Source organism: Marivivens donghaensis, assembly GCF_011806565.1.
Classification (GTDB): Bacteria; Pseudomonadota; Alphaproteobacteria; order Rhodobacterales; family Rhodobacteraceae; genus Marivivens; species Marivivens donghaensis_A.
Genome location: NZ_JAATOP010000015.1, coordinates 23,677 through 44,432, shown reverse-complemented (window position 1 = coordinate 44,432; position 20,756 = coordinate 23,677). Strand labels below are relative to the sequence as shown.

Here is a 20,756-nt window from a genome sequence, read left to right as displayed (position 1 = left end):
GCCAGTAAAATAAAGGCGGGGTTTCCTGCCCTCTTGCGCCTTTCCGCTTTTCCCGTCAGGTGACGCCTATGCGAGTGAGAACCCTTATCATCGGTGCCGGAGCAGCCGGCATGTTCTGCGCGGCGAATGCCGGCCCTGACGTTTTGATTGTCGATCACGCCAAAAAACCGGGCGAGAAAATCCGGATTTCGGGTGGCGGACGCTGCAACTTCACCAATCTCGATTTGAAGGCGTCCAACTACATCAGCCGCAATCCGCATTTCGCCAAAAGCGCCCTCGCCCGCTACACACCGTGGGATTTCATCGGTCTGGTGAGCGGTCATGGCATCGCGTGGCATGAAAAGACCCTCGGTCAGCTCTTCTGCGACGACAGTGCCAAGGACATCATTGCGATGCTCCAGTCCGAAATGGACAACGCAGGCGCAAAGCTGATGCTGGAAACCTCTGTTGAAGCGATCGAATACGACGGTAGCCACTACACCGTCATCCTCCTGCGCGGCGGCAGACAGACGGTCTGCAAGGCCGAAAAACTGGTTATCGCGACGGGCGGCAAGTCGATCCCGAAAATGGGCGCGACGGGCTTTGCTTACAAAGTCGCCGAGCAGTTCGGTCTTTCGCTTACAGACACCCGTCCCGCGCTCGTGCCGTTCACTTTCTCGGACAACCGTTTCGCGGCGATCTCTGGCATTGCAACGCCCGTCACCGCCCGCGCCGACCAAGGCCCCGCTTTCGCCGAAGCGATGCTCTGCACCCACCGCGGCCTTTCCGGCCCCGCGATGCTGCAGGTTTCCAGCTACTGGCAGGAAGGCGAGGACATCCACATCGACCTCGCCCCTACGACCAAAGTCACCGACGCGCTGAAACAGGCCCGCAAGGACAGCCCGCGCAAGTCGATGACGACCGCGCTCGGCAAATTCCTCCCTGCACGCCTCGTCGACCTGCTCAAAGACGAACTCTCCGTCACCGGCAACTGCGCCGAATGGTCCGATGCCCGCATCGACACACTGGCCCGCGCGCTCTCGAACTGGTCGGTCAAACCGACGGGCACCGAAGGCTACCGCACCGCCGAAGTCACCCTCGGCGGCATCGACACGGACGGCCTATCCTCGCAAACGATGGAAGCGAAAAACGCCCCCGGCCTCTATTTCATCGGCGAAAGCGTCGACGTCACAGGCTGGCTCGGCGGCTACAATTTCCAATGGGCATGGGCCTCGGCCCACGCGGCAGGACAATCGATCGCCTAACATGCCTTTGTGCCAAAAATATCCCGGGGTGAATGCCGCAGGCAGAGGGGCAGCGCCCCTTACGCCGCGTCCTCTTTGAGCACCAGCCCGCCAATATCGACGATGTAAGACACGATCTCTTCGGGTCCGATCCCGTTGCGCAGCTCGCAAAACACGAAGGGCTTGCCCTTGCGGTGCTCGGTCGCGTCCCGCTCCATCCGCGCGGTGTCAGCACCGACGTAGGGCGCAAGGTCACGCTTGTTGATCACCAGCAGGTCCGACTTAGTCAGCGCAGGGCCGCCCTTGCGCGGAATGTCATCGCCCGCAGCCGTGTCGATGACATAGATCGTCATATCCGCCAGCTCGGGCGAGAACGTGGCGGACAGGTTGTCCCCGCCGCTTTCGATCAGGATCAGGTCGAGGTCCGGAAACGCCTCGTTCAGTTCCGCGACAGCCGCAAGGTTGATCGACGCATCCTCGCGGATCGCCGTGTGCGGACAGCCGCCCGTCTCCACACCGCGCACACGCTCATTCGGCAGAACCTGCGCCCGCATAAGCGCCTCGGCGTCTTCGCGCGTGTAGATGTCGTTGGTGATTACCGCCATCGAGCAGCGATGCGCGAGCTGCTTGCACAGCTCTTTGGTCAGTGTCGTTTTGCCGGCACCGACGGGACCACCGATCCCGACGCGCAGCGGGCCGTGAGGAGAACTCATAGCGCCATTCCTTCTATAGTCAGACCGCCCGTCATGTGCGGTAGATCCGTGTCGTCTGTGTCTCGTGCGCGATGGCCGCGATGTCGCTTGCCATGACCGCGCTGCCGAGGTCGTCTTCGCTCGCCGTCATCGCCTCTGCGACGATGGCTTCGATAATCGGCGCGTCACCGCGCAAAACGCGCTGCGCTTCGGTCTGGCCGATGGGCACGCAGCGAGCGGCGATGGTGCAGAGGTTCCCCGCAAACGCTTGCAGATAGAACGTCAGCGTTTCGGCCAGCGGCAACCCCTCGGCTTTGGCCGCAGCGCCTGCGATCACGGGCAAGGGCCACGCCTCTTTCGGGCCGTCCCAGACGTCCGAAATGACATTGCTGAACGCCCGTCCCTGCGCGGTTGTTTCCAGATGCCTCTCTCGCGAACTGCCCAGCGCAGTCGCCAGTTCGGCGACCTCAGCCGCGTCTCCGCGATATGCGAGCGCCAGCAAAATAGCGTCCTGCCGTCCCGCTCCGCACTGCATGACATCAAACAGCCATGCGGAAAAAGTATCTGCGTCCGAGACTTTGCCCGCCTCGCACATCGCTTCCAGCCCGTGAGAATAGGCGAAAGACCCGACGGGGAAATTCGCGCCGAACCACTGGGACAGCGTGAGAATGTCAGTGCTCGTGGCCATGCGTCCGTCCGTGGCCGTAGGCGCCGCCTTCGGGAGTGAAGGGTTCGGTCACGCTTTTCACCTCTGCACCGAGCAGTTTGAGCATGTCTTCGATCACGTGGTCATGCTTGATCAGGATGCGTTCGTGCTCGATCTGACAGGGCGTGTGACGGTTGCCGATGTGCCACGCCAGACGGCCGAGGTTGTGGCCGCGCACTTCGATCAGATCCTCGGCAGCAGCCATGACCATGACGCCGCCGTGCTCGGTTTCCAGCACGTCGCCCTGATTGAGCGAAGTCGTCTCTTTCAGGTCAATCAGGATCGCCGCGCCGCTGTCGGTATCGAGCTTCTTGCGGCGGAGGAAACGGTCCTCATAGGTCAGCGTGAGCGTGTCGGGCGCGGTCAGGTTCGGACCACGCGTGACGGTGCGGGCGACGGGAAAAGTGATCTGCGTAACGGGCATTCTGTCGCTCTCCGATCAGAACATGAAATAGCGCTGCGCCATCGGAAGCTCCGATGCGGGCTCGCAAGTCAGAAGTTCACCGTCAGCGCGGACTTCGTAAGTTTCGGGATCGACCTCGACCTTGGGCATGAGGCTGTTGTGCACCATGTCCGCCTTGCCGATGTTGCGGCAGTTTTCGACCGGCAGAACCTCTTTGCCGAGCCCCTGCCCGACGCCCGCCTCGTAAGCGGCCTTGGACACGAAGGTCACGCTGCCTGCCAGAAGCGCACCGCCAAAGCCGCCGAACATCGCGCGGCTGTAGACGGGCTGCGGGGTCGGGATCGAGGCGTTGGTGTCACCCATCTGCGCCACAGCGATGGTGCCGCCAAGCAGAACCATTTCCGGCTTCACGCCAAAGAACGCAGGCGACCAGAGCGCGAGGTCGGCGCGCTTGCCGACTTCGATGCTGCCGATGTGCTTGGACATGCCGTGCGCGATCGCGGGGTTGATGGTGTACTTCGCGATGTAGCGTTTGACGCGGGTGTTGTCGTTCGCGCCCTGCTCCTCGGCCAAGCGGCCGCGTTGGACTTTCATCTTGTGCGCGGTCTGCCACGTGCGGATCAGCACTTCACCGACGCGGCCCATCGCCTGACTGTCGGACGCGATGATCGAGAATGCGCCCATGTCGTGCAGGATATCCTCTGCCGCGATGGTTTCCTTGCGGATACGGCTTTCGGCGAAGGCCACGTCTTCGGGGATCGATTGGTCGAGGTGGTGGCACACCATCAGCATGTCTAGGTGCTCTTCGAGCGTGTTCACCGTGTAGGGGCGCGTCGGGTTGGTCGAGGACGGAATGACGTTCGGCTCGCCGCAGACGCGGATGATGTCCGGCGCGTGACCGCCGCCCGCGCCTTCGGTGTGGAAGGCGTGGATGGTGCGGCCCTTCATCGCCGCAACGGTGTTCTCGACAAAGCCAGATTCGTTCAGCGTGTCGGTGTGGATCATCACCTGCACGTCCATCTCGTCCGCCACGGTCAGGCAGTTGTCGATGGCGGCGGGGGTGGTGCCCCAGTCTTCGTGCAGTTTCAGACACGACGCGCCCGCGCTAATCATCTCTTTCAACGGAGCGGGGAGCGCTGCGTTGCCTTTGCCCGCGATGCCGGTGTTCATCTGGAGGCCGTCGAACGCGCGGAGCATCTGGCCGATGTGCCACGTGCCCGTGCAGGTCGTCGCCAGCGTGCCGTGGGCAGGGCCCGAGCCGCCGCCGATCATCGTGGTGACGCCGGAATGCAGCCCGTCGTCGAACTGCTGCGGCGCGATGTAGTGGATGTGGCTGTCGATACCGCCCGCAGTGAGGATACGTCCCTCGCCCGCGATGGCCTCGGTAGCGGGGCCGATGACGATGTTCACGCCCGGCTGGGTGTCGGGGTTGCCCGCCTTGCCGATGCCAGCGATGCGGCCGTTTTTCAGACCAACGTCAGCTTTGTAGATACCGGTGTGATCGACGATCAGCGCGTTGGTGATGACGGTGTCGACGGCGCCTTCGGCGCGGGTGCGCTGCGACTGGCCCATGCCGTCGCGGATGACTTTGCCGCCGCCGAATTTGACCTCTTCACCATAGGTGGTGAAGTCCTTCTCGACCTCGATAATCAGGTCGGTGTCGGCCAGACGGAGCTTATCGCCGGTCGTCGGTCCGAACATGTCAGCATAGGTGGCGCGGGAGATTTTCGCGGGCATGACTTATTCCTTTTTATCGAGCCCCAAGAGGACGCGTCGCGGGCCGTCCCGATGGGAATACAATTTGCGCGCCCAAAGCGCGAAAAGCGGGGTCAGAACGCCCGCGTCTAAGGTGATGTTTTCGTCGAGCCGACTACCCGAACCTTCGGGCGTGATGTTCAGGAGGTGCTGCCAGGTTTTGACACCCGCGCCGACCTCGTCGGACTCGAATTGCATGGCCTTGTCGTCGCAGCGCACGACCCGCATCCGGTAATCCTGTGCAGGCAAGCGTCCGAAGAGACGCACTTTGACGGTAAAGTCCTGTCCTTCCCTGACCCTACCTTCGGGAAGACCCTCGAAGGCCAGCAGCGGCTGACAAACCTCGGCCAGCGCATCGTAGTCGGTCACAATGTCCCACAGTTTTGCGGGCGGGACGTCGTACCAGTGGGAAAGCTTTACCGTCTTCGTCATCGCTACTTCAGCTTCGGAAAGCTCGGACCTTTCTTGGCCAGCCGGGCGCTGTTCGATCTGGTCTTGGCGCGCAGCGGTTTGATCATCGCCATCGCGACCTCGTCGGGGCGCTTACCGCTGACGGCAGCGGACATTCCGGCAGCGGCGGACTTTGCGAAAGCGGCGGGCTTTTCGCTGAACATCCGTGCGTTTTCGGACGGCGCAACGGACCAGAGCCCCATCATGCCGAGCACACGCATCGACATCACGGCGTTGGTTTCCCAGACCAGCATGGTCAGGGCCGTCGATGCGCCGATCAGCTCTGCGGGGGTTGCGATTTTCATAGCGCGCCCATGACTTTCTGGTTGAAGCCGTAGACTTTTCGATCACCAAGCAGCGGGATGAGGTTCACCTCACGCTCCTGCCCCGGCTCAAAACGAACAGCGGTTCCAGCAGCGATGTCGAGGCGTTTACCATGTGCGGCATCACGATCAAACGACAGCGCGGGGTTTGTTTCCGCAAAGTGGTAGTGGCTGCCCACCTGCACGGGACGGTCGCCGGTGTTCGCGACCAGCAGCGTGGTCACTTCGGCACCGGCATTCAGCTCGATCTCGCCTTCGGCTGGAAAGAGTTCTCCTGGGATCATCTTTTGCTCCTTAGCGGATGGGGTGGTGAACGGTGACGAGCTTTGTGCCGTCGGGGAATGTCGCTTCGACCTGCACGTCGTGGATCATCTCGGGGATGCCTTCCATGCATTGCGCTGCGGTGACCACATGTGCGCCTGCCTCCATGAGGTCGGCCACGCTACGGCCATCGCGGGCGCCTTCAACCACGTAGTCGGTGATCAGTGCGATCGCTTCGGGGTGGTTCAGCTTGACGCCCCGCTCAAGGCGATTGCGGGCAACCATTGCCGCAACCGAGATCAGCAGTTTGTCTTTTTCGCGAGGGGTGAGGTTCATCGGGCCTCCTTTACATAGTCCAGACGCGGGGCAATGGCGCGCCGCGAAAACGGGTCAGAATTTCAGTCATTTGGCGGCGTAGTTTCAGCGCGTCATCGGCCAGCAATCTAACAACGAGGCGACCACCCCAAGCCGAAGCGGTGACGCCGTAGGAGCGCATTTCGTCCAGCCGGTCTTCGGCGTCGCTTGCCACATAGAGGATAGTGGCGCTGGCGCGGGCATTATCGAGGGCGCCGATCCCCTGATAGGCGGAGAACGGACCAGTGATCGCTGTCGCCTCGGCGTGAACCAGCCTGCCGCCCTGACGGATGCGCCATTGGTCGCTGAAATGCACGGTTTCGAGCGTCTCACCCATCGCGCGGCGGCCATAGACAATCGGCTCGACGATCAGCAGGCGGCTGCCTTCGTCCATCTCTGCGGTGATCTTGCGGGCAATGGCGCTGCGGTCGAACAGGATGGTTTCCTGCGGCATCCAGCAAAGTGTTCCGCCGCCCCTGACCGTCAGGCTGACGTTCATCTGCGCGACACCTGCGGAGGCTTTGTAAACACGCTCGGCGGTTTGCGTGGCGACATTGAGCGACGCGCCGTCCAGCGCCTCTATGCTCACGGCATAATCGTCGCCGCCTGTCAGCCCGCCAGCAGTATTCACCAGAACCAGATCGGGCACAGGCGCGTGGTTGCGCGGGAGAAGCGCCTTCAGGCTGCCCGACTGGTGCAGATCGCGCAAACGGTTGCTCGCACCGGAAAAACCGGCGCGCACCTTACCCTTGGCGCGTTGCATCCCCGCGATCGTCGCTGTGTCGAGCATATGTACCCCGCTGTTACCGACAGCTAGACACCCGATTACGACAGGCGGTAGCGCGACCTTCGTCTTGCGCCCAAATGATATGCAGCAGCGGACGTAGCAGCCCAAGAATTGGGCGGGCTGCCCAGTTTTTACGCACTCAAGAAATCAACTCGAATTTGTGCACATCGACCATCCCGCGATCGGTGATTTTGAGAGCTGGAATGACGGGCAGCGCGAGGAACGCGAGCTGGAGGAACGGTTCTTCGAGCGTCACACCGAGCGAGGTCGCCGCAGACCGCAGATCGACCAGATGATCGCGAACAGCCTCGAACGGCTCAAGGCTCATGAGGCCCGCCACGGGCAGCGCCAGTTCAGCGAGGATTTCGCCGTCCTTCACGACGACAAACCCGCCTTCGATCTCTCCCAGACGGTTCGACGCTACGGCCATGTCCGCGTAATTCGCGCCGACCACAGCAATATTGTGGTGATCGTGGCAAACGGTGGAGGCAATCGCCCCCTCCTTCAGCCCGAAGCCTTTGACGAAGCCCGTCGCGATATTCCCGTTCTTTCCATGACGTTCGACGACGGCAATGCGGATGAGGTCGCGGTCCGTGTCGGGTTTCTTGTCGCCATCGGTCGAGGGGATATCCTCGGTCAGGAATTCGGTGATGATCTTGCCTTCGAGGATGCCGATCACAGGCGTTTCGGGGTTGTTGCCGCCGTGGCGGAACTGCTCTGCCACGGCCTTCGGCGCTTTGACGGACTGGCGGCCAACGGGTTCGATAACCTCACGCGCCGCGAAGGCCGCGTCATTGACGACAGTGCCGCCGCATAGCACTAGCTTCGCGTCACAACTTTGCAGCGATCCGACCGCCACGATGTCCGCCCGCTTGCCCGGCGCGATCTGACCGCGATCCTTCATGCCGAACGCCTCCGCCGCCGACAGCGACGCGGCGCGGTAGACCGCAGGCACGGGAGAGCCCAGCGCGATCAGCGTGCGGATCATGTAGTCGAGGTGCCCGTGCTCTCCAATATCCAACGGATTGCGGTCGTCAGTGCAGAGGCACAGGTAGGCCGAGGTCAGATCATTCAGGATCGGCTGAAGCGCGTGGAGATCCTTGGACACCGAGCCTTCGCGGATCAGAACGCGCATCCCCTTGCGCAGCTTCTCCAGCGCCTCTTCGGCGGTCGTCGCCTCGTGTTCCGTGCGGATACCCGCCGCGATGTAGGCGTTCAGGTCATTGCCCGAAAGCTGCGGACAGTGCCCATCAATATGCCCGCCCTCGAAGAGGCGCAGTTTGTCCATGCAATCCGGGTCGCGGAAGATCACGCCGGGGTAGTTCATGAACTCTGCCAGACCGATGTTCGACGGATGCCCCATGACCTCCGCAATGTCATCCGCCAGCAAGGTCGCTCCTGCCGTTTCCATATGCGAGGACGGCACGCAGGACGACAGCTGGACCTTGATATCCATCACCGTCCGCTCGCTCGCCGACTGGAAATAGCGGATGCCGTCGAGGCCGATGACATTCGCGATCTCATGCGGATCACAGATCGCCGTCGTCACCCCGCGCGGCGCAACGCAGCGGTCGAATTCGAACGGCGTGACGAGGCTGCTTTCAATATGAAGGTGCGTGTCGATAAAACCGGGAACGAGAGTCAGGCCCGAAACGTCGATGACCTTCTTCCCCTCGTAGCCCTGCCCCACACCGACAATCGTATCGCCGCAGATCGCCACATCGGCATCGAACACGGAGCCGGTAACAACGCACAGAACCTCTCCGCCCGAGAGCACCACATCGGCCGGAATATCCCCGCGGCCCATCGCAATTCTGGTCTCGAGAGTATCCATGCCTGTCTCCTGCACTGTCTTTCAGACAGTAGACACGATTGGCAAAGGGCCAACAAGGTCAGAAGCCGAACGCGACCTCGGGCACCTGCGGACTTCCGGCTTCCTGCTCGGCCACGAACTCTTCGTCACATTCTTCGGGCAGACATTCGACCGGCTCGACCGCCAGAGGTTCATCGGCCATCGGCACAAGCATCTCGAGAGCGCGCGCGGACATGACATGCTGCGGCACAAGCACCGGCAGTGCGGACGCCATGGCAGGCGCCAGACAAAGCAGAATTGTTAACCGTAGAACCATCACACTACCCATATTTCGAGACTTTCCCCGAAATACCCGCAAAACGTGCGAGTCGTCCGCACCCGCACGGATCAAAGGCGAGCAACTATCGGTAGGGTGGCATCCTAAAGTATGAGTAGCGCCGGTATCCGGCGCTACTCATGAGAGTTATTCGGCAGGCAATACTTCGCCCAAGATGCTGGTCACGGTGATCGTTTGGCCCGTAGCCTCGGGATCGGGCTGGATGCCGAAGTAATCCCCGTTGCCATTCTTCATCGCCGGCACGGCATAGGTCATCGTCACAGTGTTTTCGCCGGCGGTAATTGGCAGCATTTTCCAACCCGAATTACCAACCTCACTGGTCGAGTAGGCGATTGCGATGTTTCCATCGGCCTCAGCGACCAAATCTACTGCCATCTCGATCATCGAGGCACTCGCAGAGGTTTCAAACATTTCCGGGACTTGGAGGTACACAGCGCCGGTTCGGCCGGTAGATGTTACGCTTTCCTCGGCGCTTCCAGCCAACACTGCGCCCATTTCGCTGCTATTTACGCTGTAGTCTTCATTGGCGGTCATAAGCGCGTCCACTAGCTCCTGCCCTGCCATTTCGAAGGTTGCCATCATCTCCCCCGTTTCGGTCTCAGCTGCCATCGCGACAACCGCCTCTTCTTCCGGCATTTCTTCGGTTGCCTCTTCTTCGGTAACCTCCATTGGCTCTTCGGCGGCTACGTCTTCAGGCGACAAAGTCAGAACCATACCGACCTGAATGCTGTCGCAGTCGTCAATCAGACCCGAGTTCATTTCACAAATCTCCGACCACATCGAAGACGAACCAAGTTGCTCTCGCGCGATGTCGAGCAACGTATCACCCCGTTTAACGGTATAGGTTTCGGCAAATGAGCCGCTCGCAGCCAGAACGCTTGCGACAGTCAGTAAAACTGTTGATTTCATAGTAACCCCCTTAAGGAACACACTTTGGATACAAATTGTGAAACAAGAGTTCCAAAGCTTAACACTCACCGCAACCCACAGCTTACAGCGACACTCGCCAAGGGCGAAAGTTTGCTGCTGCTGCATAATATTCGACCTCGACACCAATCCGAACTAGATGACATGTCGATTGCAGTGTACGCCTGCAGTTGAGTTCTGATCTGGTTCTATCGCGGCGATCTATGCAAGCTTTCAAAGTCTCTATTCTCGCGCTTTTGTCCCCGACTTCCTTGGCACTCGCCGAGCCTTACACCGTGCAGGGTGGCGATACTCTTTATGGCATCGCAGCGCGCGAGCTGGGCAACGGCGCGCGCTGGCCGGAGATTTGTACGGCTAATGAGACGAACCTAGCGGATTGTGAGAACATCTATCCGGGGCTTGTTTTGGAAATTCCGAACGGTCAGCAGGAGTCCGACAGCAGCGGGTCCGATTTGCTTGATGCGATGCCCGAGTGGGCGGCGGCTTTGGCGGCGAGCGCTGACGAGGAAACTGTTGCTCAGGACGACACCGAAGAGCCTGCCGAGGAAGATGAGGAGCCTGCTCTGCCCGAGCCTGAAGCGGTCATTGAGGTTGAGGAAGTCGAAGTAGCGGAGCCAGAACCCGACGCAACGGTCATCGACGCTCCGGGAATTTTCCTGATGACCGATCCGGTCGAAATGGCGAACGCATTCGGCACGACAGCTCCCAGCATTCGGGTTGAAGGGGCGCAGAACGGCGCCATGCTTTCGGGCAGTGTCTCGACCACCGGCAGCCCGCGTATCCAAGGCGCGTTCCTGACGCTTGATGCTGAACAAACCGCGAGCCTTGCGGGTCAGCGCGTGACGGCGATCTTGCGGGTCCAGTCGGATCACACCGGCATGGTCGGCGTGATCGGCGGACTGATTGACGGCGCGAATTCGGGCTGGAAAATGAACCGCCTGAGTGAAGGGCCGAACTTCCTTCCGCTGAACTTCAACCTGCCCGAAGACACCACGGACCATGTCTTTGCGATCGGCGTACAGCCCGATCCGAACGACGAAGGCCAGTCAATCACCGTGACCTCCGTCGCGATTGGCGTCAGCGACTAGTTACATAACCGCCGCTTAGGCCGCTTCGATTTCGGGAACGCTGGAAGGCTCGTCGCCCATCGCCAAGGCGAAACCTTCGTCGATCCAGCCGGTGACGCCGCCGATCATCTCTTTGACCGGACGGCCCATGCGGGCCAGACGCACGGCGGCTTTGTTCGCGCCGTTGCAATGCGGACCGGCGCAATAAACAACGAACAGCGTATCGTCGGGCCATTCTGACATCTTGCGTTCGGTCATTTTGCCGTGCGGCAGGCTGATTGCGCCGGGCACGTGGCCTTCGCGGTAGAGCGCAGGGCCGCGAACGTCGAGCAGGACGAAATCGGTCGCTCCGTTCGACAACGAATAATGGGTGTCCCAGCAGTCGGTTTCGAAGGTGAGGCGTTTCGAAAAATGGGCCAGCGCATCTTCGGATGCAGCGGCGGGCGTTTCGGCGACGGCGGAGGGGGAAACGGCGGTCATCAATACTCTCCAAAGGTAATGCGCAGACCGTCGCACAGGATGCCGCGAACGCAAAATCAGAATATTTGATGGAGTCCATTCGTTTCCGAAATCGTCCCGCTCTGCCTACGAATTGGGCCGCCCGATGGGACCGGGGGAAGTCACTGACCCACGCAGGATCAGGTCGGGCATGATAAGCTCTTCTTCGGCAGGCGCGTCGCCCGCTTCGCCCTCGATCATCGCCAACAAACGGACAATCGCGGTGCGTCCGATGAGGTTGCGCGGCTGGCGGATCGTCGTCAGCGGCGGCGAGATAAATGTCGCTTGCGGCACATCGTCAAAACCGATCACGGAAAAGTCCTGAGGGATCGTGTAGCCGCGCGCGGCAAGGCCGTTCATCACGCCAATCGCGGTAATATCGTTCACGCACATGAACGCGGACGGCACATCATCGCGGATGAACAGCAGTTCGACCGCGTGACGCCCGCTTTCGAGCGAGCCATCTCCTGGAACAATGACGCGGTCGCTTTCGGGGATGCGCGCTGCGTCCATCGCTTGATCGAAACCTTCGCGGCGGCGGCGGTAGGACATGCGGGACAGCGTATCGCCGACGAATGCAACGCGGCGATGACCGGCGGCCAAGAGGTGCTCTGCCGCTTTGCGGCCCCCTGCCCGATCATCGACGCCGACGTAGGTAAAACTATTGTCGCCCGCAGGCTCGAACGCGGACACGACGGGCGGCAGGCTGATGCCTTCGAGGCTTTCGAACGGCAGGCGGCCCGTGAACAGGATCATCCCCGCCAGTTTGTGCGAGGCGACATAGCGCAGGTAGTCAAGGCTGCGTTCGGGGTCGTTCTGGGTATGCCCGATGAGAATCGCATGGCCGCGTGCGCGGGCCTCATTCTCGATCCCGATAAGTGTTGTCGTGAAATTCGGATCGCCTATATCGGGCGCAAGGACGAGGATGATATTGGTCCGCCCCATCCGCAGGCTGCGCGCCATGGCGTTGGTCGTGTAGCCGGTCACGAGGATGGCTTCGTTGACCTTCTTGCGCGTGGCTTTGGCCACCTTTTCAGGGTTGTGGACGGCACGACTGACCGTTGCGATGGAGACGCCCGCGATACGGGCCACGTCCTCGATTGTCGCCGTAGGCTTAGCTGCCAAGTCCCCATACTCCTTGCCCGTTCCGCCTGAGCGGCCCGGCGTTCACTGCCAGAATAGCGCCCCCAACGCCACGATGAAAAGCTTTACACAAACTATGAAAAGGTTTACACAAGGCGCTAGGGAAGAGGAAATAGGAATACTGTGATGTCCGCGATCGGAGATCAGGGCCCGGTGCCGATTTTGGCAGCGCGGGGGGTGTCTAAGTCATTCGGTGAAGTGCCGGTACTTTTCAGTGTCGATCTGGAAATACTCCCCGGCGAGGTTCATGCCCTCATGGGCGAGAATGGCGCGGGCAAGTCCACGCTGGTCAAAATCCTGTCGGGATTTGAGCAACCTACCGCAGGTCAGATCCTGCTGGACGGCAACGCTGTCAACCTGCCTGGCAATGGCCACTCGGAACGGCTCGGTATTGCGCTGATCCATCAGGAACTAAATCTCGCCGAACATCTAACCGTGACCGAGAGCCTGTTTCTGGGCCGCGAGATCACGAAGTTCGGCTTCCTCGACCGCCCCGCTATGCGCAAGGTAGCCCGCGACGCGCTGGACGAGCTTGGCACCGACATTCATGTGGACGCGCTGATCAGCGACCTCAGCCTTGCCGATAAGCAGATGGTCGAGATCGCAAAAGCCATCAGCCGCAACGCCCGTGTCGTTTTCATGGACGAGCCGACCGCGGTGCTGTCCGAAGGCGAAACCGACCGCCTATTCGCTCAGGTGCGCCGTCTGCGCGCCGAAGGGACCAGCTTTGTTTTCGTGTCCCACAAGCTGGGCGAGGTCATGGCCCTCAGCGACCGCGTGACGGTTCTGCGCGATGGGCAGTGGATCAAGACGGACCTGACCCGCAATCTAACCGCCGACCGCATCGCGCAGTTGATGGTGGGCCGCGAGTTGTCGGACCTCTATCCGGTGAAGCACGAACCCGATGTCGATGCCGAAGAGGTGCTGACTGTCGAGAACCTTTCCACCGGCTTTGTCAAAGACGCGAGCTTTACGCTGCAAAGGGGTGAAATCCTCGGCTTTTCCGGCCTGATCGGCTCGGGACGCACCGAGTTGATGGAGGCGATTGCGGGCCTTCGTAAATACCACTCCGGCAGTGTGACCGTGAACGGAACGCCCCTGCCCTCGGCCAATATGGCGGCGACGCGCGAAGCGGGCGTGGCCTATATGACCAAGGACCGCAAGGGTCGCGGGCTGTTGGTCGGCGAACGCATCCGCCCGAACCTGACGCTCCAGACGCTCGACCTGCATGAACGCTGGGGGATGATCTCCGGCACGTCGGAGGCGAAGGCGCTCAAACGCGCGAACCGCCGTTTCGACATCCGTGTCCGTGATCCGCGTGTGATGGTGTCGCAGATGTCCGGCGGCAACCAGCAGAAGCTCCTGCTCGCCAAGATCATGGAGCTCGCACCGGGCATTCTGATCGTCGACGAGCCGACACGCGGCATCGACGTTGGCACCAAGCAACAGATTTACCAGTTCCTGTCCGTACTGGCCCGCGAAGGCCATGCCGTGATCGTCGTCTCGTCCGAAATGCCCGAGATCATCGGCCTCTCCACCCGCGTCGCGGTAATGCGTGAGGGGCGGATCATGGGAATGCTGACCGGCGACGGCATTCAGGAAAACAACATCATGCGACTGGCCTCCGGCCTTCGCGTCGCGGCCTGACGGAGACCATAGATGAGCACCCAGACCAGCCCCCTCACCTCCATCCGCCGCACGTTGTCGTCAGTCGACATGCGCGCCGTTGCGCCCTTCATCGCGCTGATCGTTCTGATCATCGCGGGCGCGATGGTGAATCCGCGCTTCGTTGGCCTCGATAACCTTGCCAACGTGGCGACCCGTTGCGCGTTCATCGCGACAATTGCGGTCGGCGCGACCTTCGTCATCTCGTCCGGCGACCTCGACCTGTCTGTCGGCTCGATGGTGGCCTTTGTCGCCTCCGTCATGATCCTGTTCATGAACACGCAGGTCTTCGCGAGCCCGCTGATGATGGTTCTCACCGCTGTCCTGCTGGCCATGGCGCTGGGGGCGCTCTGCGGGCTGTTCAACGGGGTACTGACGACGAAAGGCCAGCTTGAGCCGTTCATCGTAACCCTCGGAACCATGGGCATTTTCCGCGGCCTGACCACGTGGCTGTCCCAAGGCGGCGCGATCACGTTGCAAGCGCAGGAGCAGCAGGCGCTCTATCGCGAGGTCTACTTTGGCCGCTTCTTCGGCGTGCCGTGGCCGATCCTGATCACCCTCGCCGTGGCGCTGCTCGGCTCGCTGCTGATGTACCGCACGCGGTTTGGCCGTCACGTGGTCGCTGTCGGCTCCAACCGTGAAGTTGCGCGCCATTCGGGCATCAATGTCAGCCGCGTGCGCCTCTATGCCTTCATGATCCAAGGTCTGACGGTTGCTGTCGCCGTGATCCTCTATGTGCCGCGCCTCGGCTCCACCTCCTCCACCACGGGCACGATGTGGGAGCTTCAGGCGATCACCGCCGTGGTCATCGGCGGCACGGCTCTCAAGGGCGGTTCGGGCCGCGTTTGGGGTTCGATTGCGGGCGCATTCATCCTCGAACTGGTGGGCAACATCATGCTGCTGTCCAACTTCATCTCCGAATACCTCCTCCTCGCCATCCAAGGGACGATCATCATCCTTGCCATGCTGGTTCAGCGTTCGCTGACCCGTAGGGCCTGAAGAGACCGTATGGGCGTCGGTCATAAAACGCCCAATTTCAAGGGAGTGAACTTAATGCGTAAGACAATTTTCGGAGCCCTGCTTGCCAGTGCATCCTTCGTCAGCACGGCTTTTGCAGCTGACCTCACCATTGGCGTGTCGATCCCCGCCGCCGACCACGGTTGGACTTCGGGCGTGGTCTTCCACGCCAACCGGATCGCCGAAGAAGTCATGGGCTCCTATGACGACGTCGAAGTCATCGTCAAAACTTCGCCCGATCCGGCAAGCCAAGCCAATGCGCTTCAGGATCTCGAGATTCAGGGCATCGACGCGCTGGTGATCCTGCCGACCGACCCCGACGCGCTCGTCAACGCGATCATGGAAGTCAAATCGAAGGGCACCTTTGTCGCGCTCGTCGACCGCGCACCGTCGAACAACGACGACAGCGTGCGTGACCTCTACGTCGCGGGCAACAACTACGGCCTCGGCGAAGCGGCTGGCGAGTACATCGCTGAAAACAACCCCGACGCCAAAGTCGTCGTGATCCGCGGCATGCCGATCCCGATCGACCAAGAGCGTCAGGACGGCTTTGACGCTGGTATCGAAGGCTCGAACGTCGAAGTCCTCGACCGTCAATTCGGCAACTGGAACCGCGACGATGCCTTCCGCGTCATGCAGGACTACCTGACCAAGTTCGACGACATTGACGTGGTCTGGTGTCAGGACGACGACATGGCGGTTGGTGTTCTGCAAGCCATCGAACAGTCGCAGCGTGACGACATCCAGTACGTCATCGGCGGCGCCGGCTCGAAAGACATGATCAAGATGGTCATGGACGGCGATCCGATGATGCCGGTCGACGTGCTTTATCCGCCGGCGATGGTCGGCACCGCGATCGAGATGACTGTTGCGGGCCTCATGGGCCAGCTGCCGGTCGCCGGTGTCTACACCATCGACGCAACGCTCGTGACCCCCGAGAACGCCGAGGAATACTACTTCCCCGACAGCCCGTTCTAATCGGTGCCGTTACAAACAAGGCCCGTCCGGAGACATCCGGGCGGGCTTTTTGTTTGGCGGTCGAAATTACAGAATGTGGAGGTGTTCCGACAGGTCAATGCCACCCGCACCTTCGAGTAAAATCACACGAAGTAAATGGCACAACCTAAAAATCTGTAATTTTTGAGTGATTTATGGTGCCCCCAGAGGGTGACGGGTCCAACTTTTCATCGCATATAATTATTTAAAATCATATACTTACAACTTCTGAGCGCTAAACGTGTGTCCCAACTTGTGCCCGATTTGTGTCCCATATTGGCTTGACTAATACAAGCGCAATAGGAGCTTTGGCTCGCATCTGGCAATGAGTTGGAGCCGATAGTCTGGGTCAGACATCTCACCTAAGTGACCTCTAAGGCATGAGACGCTAACAGAGACTCTCAAAGCCTACCCTGAGAAGCCGCAAGGGCCTTCTATTGCCCGACCCACAGCAAGCACAGATACCCCTCTGCGGGTCTCAAGCGGGCCTCAAGCGGGCCTCAAGCGGGCCTCTTAGAGGCTACTTGCTTGGCGATTTTTTTTTGCAAGTTAGGAGGGGGGTTTTTGACCTGTTTTTGCATAGAAAAATATGCATTTATTTCAAAGGCTTGGGAATTTCCCACGCTTATGATCTAGATAGAAAAAAGGTTATATAGAAGAGGTGTAGTTAGAGGTTCCCGTGAGAGGGTACAGCTAGAGGGTACATCTCCTCCACCTCCTCCCTCTAAAGAGAAGCAAAGTAGAGGTGTTAGTGAGGGTGCCAGCGAAGGTGGAGACCACCTCTTCGTAGTCCTCTCTCATGCCACCCGCCAAAGATATCTCTAACGGTCTCGCTAGTGCGGTTCGCTTATAGCGCTTGGTAGCGGCTGGATGCGCCGCCGCTCACTCACTACCCAACCATACACCCAAGCAACGCTGCTCCTTTAAGGGCGCTCTGAGGGCCACTTAGAGGCTCCATGCTTGGTTTTTTTGTCGGTTTGAGACTCATTTTAAACACCCTCAAAAAAGTGTTTTATTTCCGTGGCTTGGGATAATCCCACCCAATTGAATACGCCCTCCCCGCTAAGGTTATACATAACGGTGTATGTTAGCGGTTCCCGTTAGAGGCCGACCTCCTCCTCCTTCTCCCATTATCTAGACCCCTAAGAGGTGCTGCTGACCCAGATGATGAAGGAGTTGAACACCTCTTACATCTCCTAAGGGTTCGTCACTCCAAGGCTGCCATTAACTTTCCCGCTTAGGGCGACCCGCTAATAAAGCCTTGAGCCCATTAGGATAGAGACGGGGGCCGTCGAGGAGGTCGAGCTCCTCTAGATCGAACCATTCAGCGAAGCATGAGCTTCCATCGCTCTCTTGGAACTCAATCCGGGTCTCTCCAGCGAAGGCGGTGTCCGTGAAGGTGACGTTGAACAAGGCTATCATTTCGTGGCCGAGGCTGCCCTCGTGTGTGTAGATGTTCTCCAAATAGAGCGCTGGGCCGTGGGTCTTCACCTCGACGTCCAGCTCCTCACGGAACTCCCGCACGACGGCCTCCTCCGCCGTCTCTCCGAACTCGACAGCCCCACCTAAAGGGCGAACGCCTGTGACGTTGCCTTCATCATCTGGGACTTCGCTCGCGAGCAGCTTGCCCTCCCGCCAGTGAAGGCCGAGAGCTTTGAACCGGATGCGGGGTGCGGGTCGCCAAGTCGTCATATGGGCACGCTAGGGGCGTGTTGCGGTGCCGACAAGGGGATACGCGTATTGCCCGTGAGAGGTGCTGATTGTTTTACCGCACGCATCTGTCAGGCCGATATTAGATATAGCTTAAGCTGCTATCCCCCCCCTCCCCACCTTACGTGACTAGGGCTTCAAAGGTACAAATCACATCCGTTAGTTGGCCAAACCTCTACATGAACTTGCACCCGCCCTTAATGGCTTAGCGGTTGGCCGGACCCGAGCTTAGTGATAAACAACCCTTGGATGATTTCAAAGGTTCAGTATCTTGCGTATTCCTTTTGCCAGAATTCACAAACCGATGATCCAGCTTGGTTTAAAGAAGTCGCTTCTTTCTCTAAATAGAGAGCTGGACAATATTAATCGCGCCGTCGAGCTCAACAGCGAATTTGGCCATCTCTTCGGTCATTCCTTGCCGCTCAAATCAGACGCCACTTCAAACATAGAAGTAGCTATACTCTATTTGGAAGATCGAAGATTCTATCATCACAAAGGGTTTGAGGTGCGGTCCATTCCTCGCGCACTTATTCGGTTGCTTCGTCGAGGAAAAATAAATGGCATAAGCACAATAGAGCAGCAAGTGGTCAGAATTGCTACGAAGCGACACGAAAGGTCGATCACACGTAAGCTGCGTGAGATATTCTTAGGCTTTATCCTAAACCTCCACCTCTCCAAGAGAGAAATATTCGATTACTATATTCATAATGCATATCTCGGATATCGGATGCAGGGCTGCGAGGTCGCATCAAAAAATATTTTTGATTTGAGAGCTTGTGATTTAAACAAGAAACAAGCCGCCTTTATTGCGAGCCTTTTCCCGCTCCCGTTCCCTAAAGAAGTCTATCACAGCTACCGTAACGCGGCCATTTATCCCTTGCTCGATCCAGATGACTTGATTGATTTTTCGGAAAACGTTGCGCCGCGCTGGGCCGGTCGAATAAAGTTTCGCTTCAAAATAGCACAACGAGCTTATGGCTTTAGATTCAAAAGCCTCTTAACGAGATAGACCCTTGAAATCATGTCGAGTTGTCCAGCGTCAACGTTGTCATATAAAGAAACTCTTGATGTTTGCTCATTGGCCGTCATCTCATCAAGTGCAGCAATAAACTCGTAGGCAACAAAGCGTGCGACGTGCAGCTTTCTCTGCGCGTCTTCTTGCTCTAGTTTGTGCGCCGCACTTAAATTATCTTTCCCAAGCTTCTTTGTTCTAAGAGCGATGGCGCCCACCGATTGTATGCTAGAGTGAACTTTGAGTTCGAAATCCACCATTTTGCTATGGCCAAAATAGTGAAAAATTCGCGACTTAAAGTATGAGAAATCGTGCATCCACTCTCTGACGCTGACCTTATATCGCTCCAGTGCATCGTCACTCACTTGGCCGATATCCACTTCTCGGACAAATTCAGCAGTAGCTTGAATTCTCTTATCAACAGCACGTGCTAATTCTTCTACAGTCTTGGTGCACGCCTCAAATTCCCTCTGACGGACCTCTTCTCGCTTGTTGTGCCCCCACGATCTCTGTTGGAGAAAGTAGCCAACAAACGCTACTACTAGGCCTATTAGAACGGATTGTGGAAACATTTTTCCGGCCTCATATATATGTTCAGATTTCTCTCTACTTCGCTCCGAGGCGTACAATATTGATGATATTGCATCATGCACGGTGGCCTGTGCCAAGCGCTAGAAATATAAATTGCACAACTGTCGACTTTTCGTCAACGAAGACTGCCGTGTCCTTAACTTGCTTATCTCTCTGGCGAACTTGTCCGACACCCATCTCAGAGCAATTTTGAGTTGAGGCGCCCTTAGCAGACCAGCCCTAGCGCGATCTGTTCGTTTTGTCCGTAAGGGTATACCGTAACGGTCACCCCCGAAGACTGTCCGAAAGTGTGTCCGTAAGAGTTGACTTTCATCAACGGACAGTCAATCTAGCGGTCGTAACCTTTACGGACACTTCTGGACAGCACCATGACCACTATTCTCTATGCCCGCGTCTCCACCACGGAGCAGACCCTCGATCACCAGAAATCTCAGGCAGAGGCCGCAGGGTTTGTCATTGAGGAGGTGGTGGCCGACCACGGCACCTCAGGCGTCACCACGACGCTCAGAGAGCGCGAAGAAGGCCGTAGGCTGTTCGACATGCTCCGCAGAGGTGACACGCTCGTGGTCCGCTGGGTGGACCGTCTGGGGCGTAACTATCAGGACGTGACGGACACCATCAGGGAGTTCATGCGTCGAGGCGTCATCATCCGCACGGTGATCAACAACCTCACCTTCGACGGAGCCACCACAGACCCCATGCAGGAGGCCGTGAGGGACGCTCTCATTGCCTTCATGGCTGCCACGGCACAGGCGCAGGCAGAAGCCACGAAGGAGGCGCAGAAGGCTGGCATAGCGGCTGCCCGTGAGCGTGACCCTCAGAGTTACCGTGGACGCAAACCGAGCTATGACCGTGAGCAGCTATCGGTGGTAATGGAGATGCTCTGCCAAGGCGCTGGCACCTCCTCCATCTCCAAAGCCACGGGTCTCTCCCGTCAGGCCGTCCTGCGGATTAAGGACGACCCGGCGAAGGCAGAGGCGGCGTTGGAGGTGTGGAGGTGAGCTAAACGGGCCTTACTACAAGCTC

23 protein-coding genes are annotated in these 20,756 nt (G+C 59.1%); 7 read left to right on the top strand and 16 right to left on the bottom strand.

The annotated features are described in order from the left end of the window. Positions 1-68: 68 nt before the first annotated feature. The gene (locus HCZ30_RS15805) at positions 69-1,244 is read left to right on the top strand and encodes an NAD(P)/FAD-dependent oxidoreductase (protein ID WP_167639280.1); all 1,176 of its coding nucleotides are present in this window, start codon (positions 69-71) and stop codon (positions 1,242-1,244) included. Positions 1,245-1,303: 59 nt separating this feature from the next. On the opposite strand, the gene ureG is transcribed toward HCZ30_RS15805, so the two are convergent. The 12 genes from ureG to HCZ30_RS15745 form a co-directional block, all read right to left on the bottom strand. After that, positions 1,304-1,936 (bottom strand): urease accessory protein UreG, encoded by a 633-nt coding sequence (gene ureG / locus HCZ30_RS15800; protein ID WP_167639279.1) that lies wholly within the window; start codon positions 1,934-1,936, stop codon positions 1,304-1,306. A gap of 31 nt (positions 1,937-1,967) precedes the next feature. Continuing rightward, positions 1,968-2,603 carry an urease accessory protein UreF gene (locus HCZ30_RS15795; RefSeq protein WP_167639278.1) on the bottom strand — a complete coding sequence of 212 codons (636 nt, stop codon included), beginning with the start codon at positions 2,601-2,603 and terminating at the stop codon, positions 1,968-1,970. Beyond that, on the bottom strand, positions 2,587-3,045 hold the full coding sequence (locus HCZ30_RS15790) for an urease accessory protein UreE (protein ID WP_167639277.1): 459 nt from the start codon (positions 3,043-3,045) through the stop codon (positions 2,587-2,589). Before HCZ30_RS15790 ends, HCZ30_RS15795 begins: the two co-directional genes overlap by 17 nt. A 15-nt stretch (positions 3,046-3,060) precedes the next feature. Next, positions 3,061-4,761 (bottom strand): urease subunit alpha, encoded by a 1,701-nt coding sequence (gene ureC, locus HCZ30_RS15785; RefSeq protein WP_167639276.1) that lies wholly within the window; start codon positions 4,759-4,761, stop codon positions 3,061-3,063. 3 nt (positions 4,762-4,764) lie between these two features. Then, positions 4,765-5,211, bottom strand: a complete 447-nt coding sequence (locus tag HCZ30_RS15780) for an SRPBCC family protein (RefSeq protein WP_167639275.1) — start codon at positions 5,209-5,211, stop codon at positions 4,765-4,767. Positions 5,212-5,213: 2 nt separating this feature from the next. Further along, positions 5,214-5,534 carry an antifreeze protein gene (locus tag HCZ30_RS15775; protein ID WP_167639274.1) on the bottom strand — a complete coding sequence of 107 codons (321 nt, stop codon included), beginning with the start codon at positions 5,532-5,534 and terminating at the stop codon, positions 5,214-5,216. Then, a complete protein-coding gene (locus HCZ30_RS15770; protein WP_167639273.1) occupies positions 5,531-5,836 on the bottom strand; it encodes an urease subunit beta in 306 nt (101 codons plus the stop codon). Before HCZ30_RS15770 ends, HCZ30_RS15775 begins: the two co-directional genes overlap by 4 nt. A 10-nt stretch (positions 5,837-5,846) precedes the next feature. Then, positions 5,847-6,149: an urease subunit gamma gene (locus HCZ30_RS15765; RefSeq protein WP_167639272.1), complete on the bottom strand. Its 303-nt coding sequence runs from the start codon at positions 6,147-6,149 to the stop codon at positions 5,847-5,849. 10 nt (positions 6,150-6,159) lie between these two features. Beyond that, a complete protein-coding gene (locus HCZ30_RS15760) occupies positions 6,160-6,957 on the bottom strand; it encodes an urease accessory protein UreD (protein ID WP_167639271.1) in 798 nt (265 codons plus the stop codon). Between the two features lie 136 nt (positions 6,958-7,093). Then, positions 7,094-8,788: an adenine deaminase gene (ade, locus tag HCZ30_RS15755; RefSeq protein ID WP_167639270.1), complete on the bottom strand. Its 1,695-nt coding sequence runs from the start codon at positions 8,786-8,788 to the stop codon at positions 7,094-7,096. A gap of 58 nt (positions 8,789-8,846) precedes the next feature. After that, positions 8,847-9,041 carry a hypothetical protein gene (locus tag HCZ30_RS15750; RefSeq protein WP_167639269.1) on the bottom strand — a complete coding sequence of 65 codons (195 nt, stop codon included), beginning with the start codon at positions 9,039-9,041 and terminating at the stop codon, positions 8,847-8,849. Positions 9,042-9,230: 189 nt separating this feature from the next. Then, complete coding sequence (locus tag HCZ30_RS15745) at positions 9,231-10,013, bottom strand: LysM peptidoglycan-binding domain-containing protein (protein ID WP_167639268.1); 783 nt, start codon at positions 10,011-10,013, stop codon at positions 9,231-9,233. Positions 10,014-10,234: 221 nt separating this feature from the next. Between HCZ30_RS15745 and HCZ30_RS15740 the strand changes: the two genes are divergently transcribed. Next, positions 10,235-11,119, top strand: a complete 885-nt coding sequence (locus tag HCZ30_RS15740; RefSeq protein ID WP_167639267.1) for a LysM peptidoglycan-binding domain-containing protein — start codon at positions 10,235-10,237, stop codon at positions 11,117-11,119. A gap of 15 nt (positions 11,120-11,134) precedes the next feature. Here HCZ30_RS15740 and HCZ30_RS15735 read toward each other — a convergent pair whose 3' ends face one another. Together HCZ30_RS15735 and HCZ30_RS15730 are read right to left on the bottom strand one after the other, a co-directional pair. Next, positions 11,135-11,578 (bottom strand): rhodanese-like domain-containing protein, encoded by a 444-nt coding sequence (locus tag HCZ30_RS15735; RefSeq protein ID WP_167639266.1) that lies wholly within the window; start codon positions 11,576-11,578, stop codon positions 11,135-11,137. Positions 11,579-11,683: 105 nt separating this feature from the next. Continuing rightward, a complete protein-coding gene (locus HCZ30_RS15730) occupies positions 11,684-12,721 on the bottom strand; it encodes a LacI family DNA-binding transcriptional regulator (protein ID WP_167639265.1) in 1,038 nt (345 codons plus the stop codon). Positions 12,722-12,865: 144 nt separating this feature from the next. Here HCZ30_RS15730 and HCZ30_RS15725 point away from each other — a divergent pair, with 144 nt between their 5' ends. Genes HCZ30_RS15725 through HCZ30_RS15715 form a run of 3 tightly spaced genes read left to right on the top strand, consistent with a single transcriptional unit; the run spans position 12,866 to position 16,399 of the window. Continuing rightward, the gene (locus HCZ30_RS15725; protein WP_167639264.1) at positions 12,866-14,386 is read left to right on the top strand and encodes a sugar ABC transporter ATP-binding protein; all 1,521 of its coding nucleotides are present in this window, start codon (positions 12,866-12,868) and stop codon (positions 14,384-14,386) included. A gap of 12 nt (positions 14,387-14,398) precedes the next feature. Continuing rightward, the gene (locus HCZ30_RS15720) at positions 14,399-15,403 is read left to right on the top strand and encodes an ABC transporter permease (RefSeq protein WP_167639263.1); all 1,005 of its coding nucleotides are present in this window, start codon (positions 14,399-14,401) and stop codon (positions 15,401-15,403) included. Between the two features lie 54 nt (positions 15,404-15,457). After that, complete coding sequence (locus HCZ30_RS15715; RefSeq protein WP_167639262.1) at positions 15,458-16,399, top strand: substrate-binding domain-containing protein; 942 nt, start codon at positions 15,458-15,460, stop codon at positions 16,397-16,399. A 1,242-nt stretch (positions 16,400-17,641) separates the two neighbouring features. Here HCZ30_RS15715 and HCZ30_RS15710 read toward each other — a convergent pair. Beyond that, positions 17,642-18,109 carry an NUDIX hydrolase gene (locus tag HCZ30_RS15710; RefSeq protein ID WP_167639261.1) on the bottom strand — a complete coding sequence of 156 codons (468 nt, stop codon included), beginning with the start codon at positions 18,107-18,109 and terminating at the stop codon, positions 17,642-17,644. Positions 18,110-18,431: 322 nt separating this feature from the next. Between HCZ30_RS15710 and HCZ30_RS15705 the strand changes: the two genes are divergently transcribed. Beyond that, positions 18,432-19,136: a biosynthetic peptidoglycan transglycosylase gene (locus HCZ30_RS15705; protein ID WP_167639260.1), complete on the top strand. Its 705-nt coding sequence runs from the start codon at positions 18,432-18,434 to the stop codon at positions 19,134-19,136. On the opposite strand, the gene HCZ30_RS15700 is transcribed toward HCZ30_RS15705, so the two are convergent. Then, positions 19,100-19,711, bottom strand: a complete 612-nt coding sequence (locus HCZ30_RS15700; RefSeq protein ID WP_167639259.1) for a hypothetical protein — start codon at positions 19,709-19,711, stop codon at positions 19,100-19,102. The two genes, HCZ30_RS15705 and HCZ30_RS15700, sit on opposite strands and share 37 nt — an antisense overlap. A gap of 387 nt (positions 19,712-20,098) precedes the next feature. Here HCZ30_RS15700 and HCZ30_RS15695 point away from each other — a divergent pair, with 387 nt between their 5' ends. Continuing rightward, positions 20,099-20,731 (top strand): recombinase family protein, encoded by a 633-nt coding sequence (locus HCZ30_RS15695; protein ID WP_167639258.1) that lies wholly within the window; start codon positions 20,099-20,101, stop codon positions 20,729-20,731. Positions 20,732-20,756 lie beyond the last annotated feature (25 nt).

Excerpts from the sequence above, each read along its gene's own strand:
- HCZ30_RS15805 (WP_167639280.1), top strand. The coding sequence starts at position 69 with ATGCGAGTGAGAACCCTTATCATCGGTGCCGGAGCAGCCGGCATGTTC.
- ureG (WP_167639279.1), bottom strand. The coding sequence starts at position 1,936 with ATGAGTTCTCCTCACGGCCCGCTGCGCGTCGGGATCGGTGGTCCCGTC.
- HCZ30_RS15795 (WP_167639278.1), bottom strand. The coding sequence starts at position 2,603 with ATGGCCACGAGCACTGACATTCTCACGCTGTCCCAGTGGTTCGGCGCG.
- HCZ30_RS15790 (WP_167639277.1), bottom strand. The coding sequence starts at position 3,045 with ATGCCCGTTACGCAGATCACTTTTCCCGTCGCCCGCACCGTCACGCGT.
- ureC (WP_167639276.1), bottom strand. The coding sequence starts at position 4,761 with ATGCCCGCGAAAATCTCCCGCGCCACCTATGCTGACATGTTCGGACCG.
- HCZ30_RS15780 (WP_167639275.1), bottom strand. The coding sequence starts at position 5,211 with ATGACGAAGACGGTAAAGCTTTCCCACTGGTACGACGTCCCGCCCGCA.
- HCZ30_RS15775 (WP_167639274.1), bottom strand. The coding sequence starts at position 5,534 with ATGAAAATCGCAACCCCCGCAGAGCTGATCGGCGCATCGACGGCCCTG.
- HCZ30_RS15770 (WP_167639273.1), bottom strand. The coding sequence starts at position 5,836 with ATGATCCCAGGAGAACTCTTTCCAGCCGAAGGCGAGATCGAGCTGAAT.
- HCZ30_RS15765 (WP_167639272.1), bottom strand. The coding sequence starts at position 6,149 with ATGAACCTCACCCCTCGCGAAAAAGACAAACTGCTGATCTCGGTTGCG.
- HCZ30_RS15760 (WP_167639271.1), bottom strand. The coding sequence starts at position 6,957 with ATGCTCGACACAGCGACGATCGCGGGGATGCAACGCGCCAAGGGTAAG.
- ade (WP_167639270.1), bottom strand. The coding sequence starts at position 8,788 with ATGGATACTCTCGAGACCAGAATTGCGATGGGCCGCGGGGATATTCCG.
- HCZ30_RS15750 (WP_167639269.1), bottom strand. The coding sequence starts at position 9,041 with ATGGCGTCCGCACTGCCGGTGCTTGTGCCGCAGCATGTCATGTCCGCG.
- HCZ30_RS15745 (WP_167639268.1), bottom strand. The coding sequence starts at position 10,013 with ATGAAATCAACAGTTTTACTGACTGTCGCAAGCGTTCTGGCTGCGAGC.
- HCZ30_RS15740 (WP_167639267.1), top strand. The coding sequence starts at position 10,235 with ATGCAAGCTTTCAAAGTCTCTATTCTCGCGCTTTTGTCCCCGACTTCC.
- HCZ30_RS15735 (WP_167639266.1), bottom strand. The coding sequence starts at position 11,578 with ATGACCGCCGTTTCCCCCTCCGCCGTCGCCGAAACGCCCGCCGCTGCA.
- HCZ30_RS15725 (WP_167639264.1), top strand. The coding sequence starts at position 12,866 with ATGTCCGCGATCGGAGATCAGGGCCCGGTGCCGATTTTGGCAGCGCGG.
- HCZ30_RS15720 (WP_167639263.1), top strand. The coding sequence starts at position 14,399 with ATGAGCACCCAGACCAGCCCCCTCACCTCCATCCGCCGCACGTTGTCG.
- HCZ30_RS15715 (WP_167639262.1), top strand. The coding sequence starts at position 15,458 with ATGCGTAAGACAATTTTCGGAGCCCTGCTTGCCAGTGCATCCTTCGTC.
- HCZ30_RS15710 (WP_167639261.1), bottom strand. The coding sequence starts at position 18,109 with ATGACGACTTGGCGACCCGCACCCCGCATCCGGTTCAAAGCTCTCGGC.
- HCZ30_RS15705 (WP_167639260.1), top strand. The coding sequence starts at position 18,432 with ATGATCCAGCTTGGTTTAAAGAAGTCGCTTCTTTCTCTAAATAGAGAG.
- HCZ30_RS15700 (WP_167639259.1), bottom strand. The coding sequence starts at position 19,711 with ATGTTTCCACAATCCGTTCTAATAGGCCTAGTAGTAGCGTTTGTTGGC.
- HCZ30_RS15695 (WP_167639258.1), top strand. The coding sequence starts at position 20,099 with ATGACCACTATTCTCTATGCCCGCGTCTCCACCACGGAGCAGACCCTC.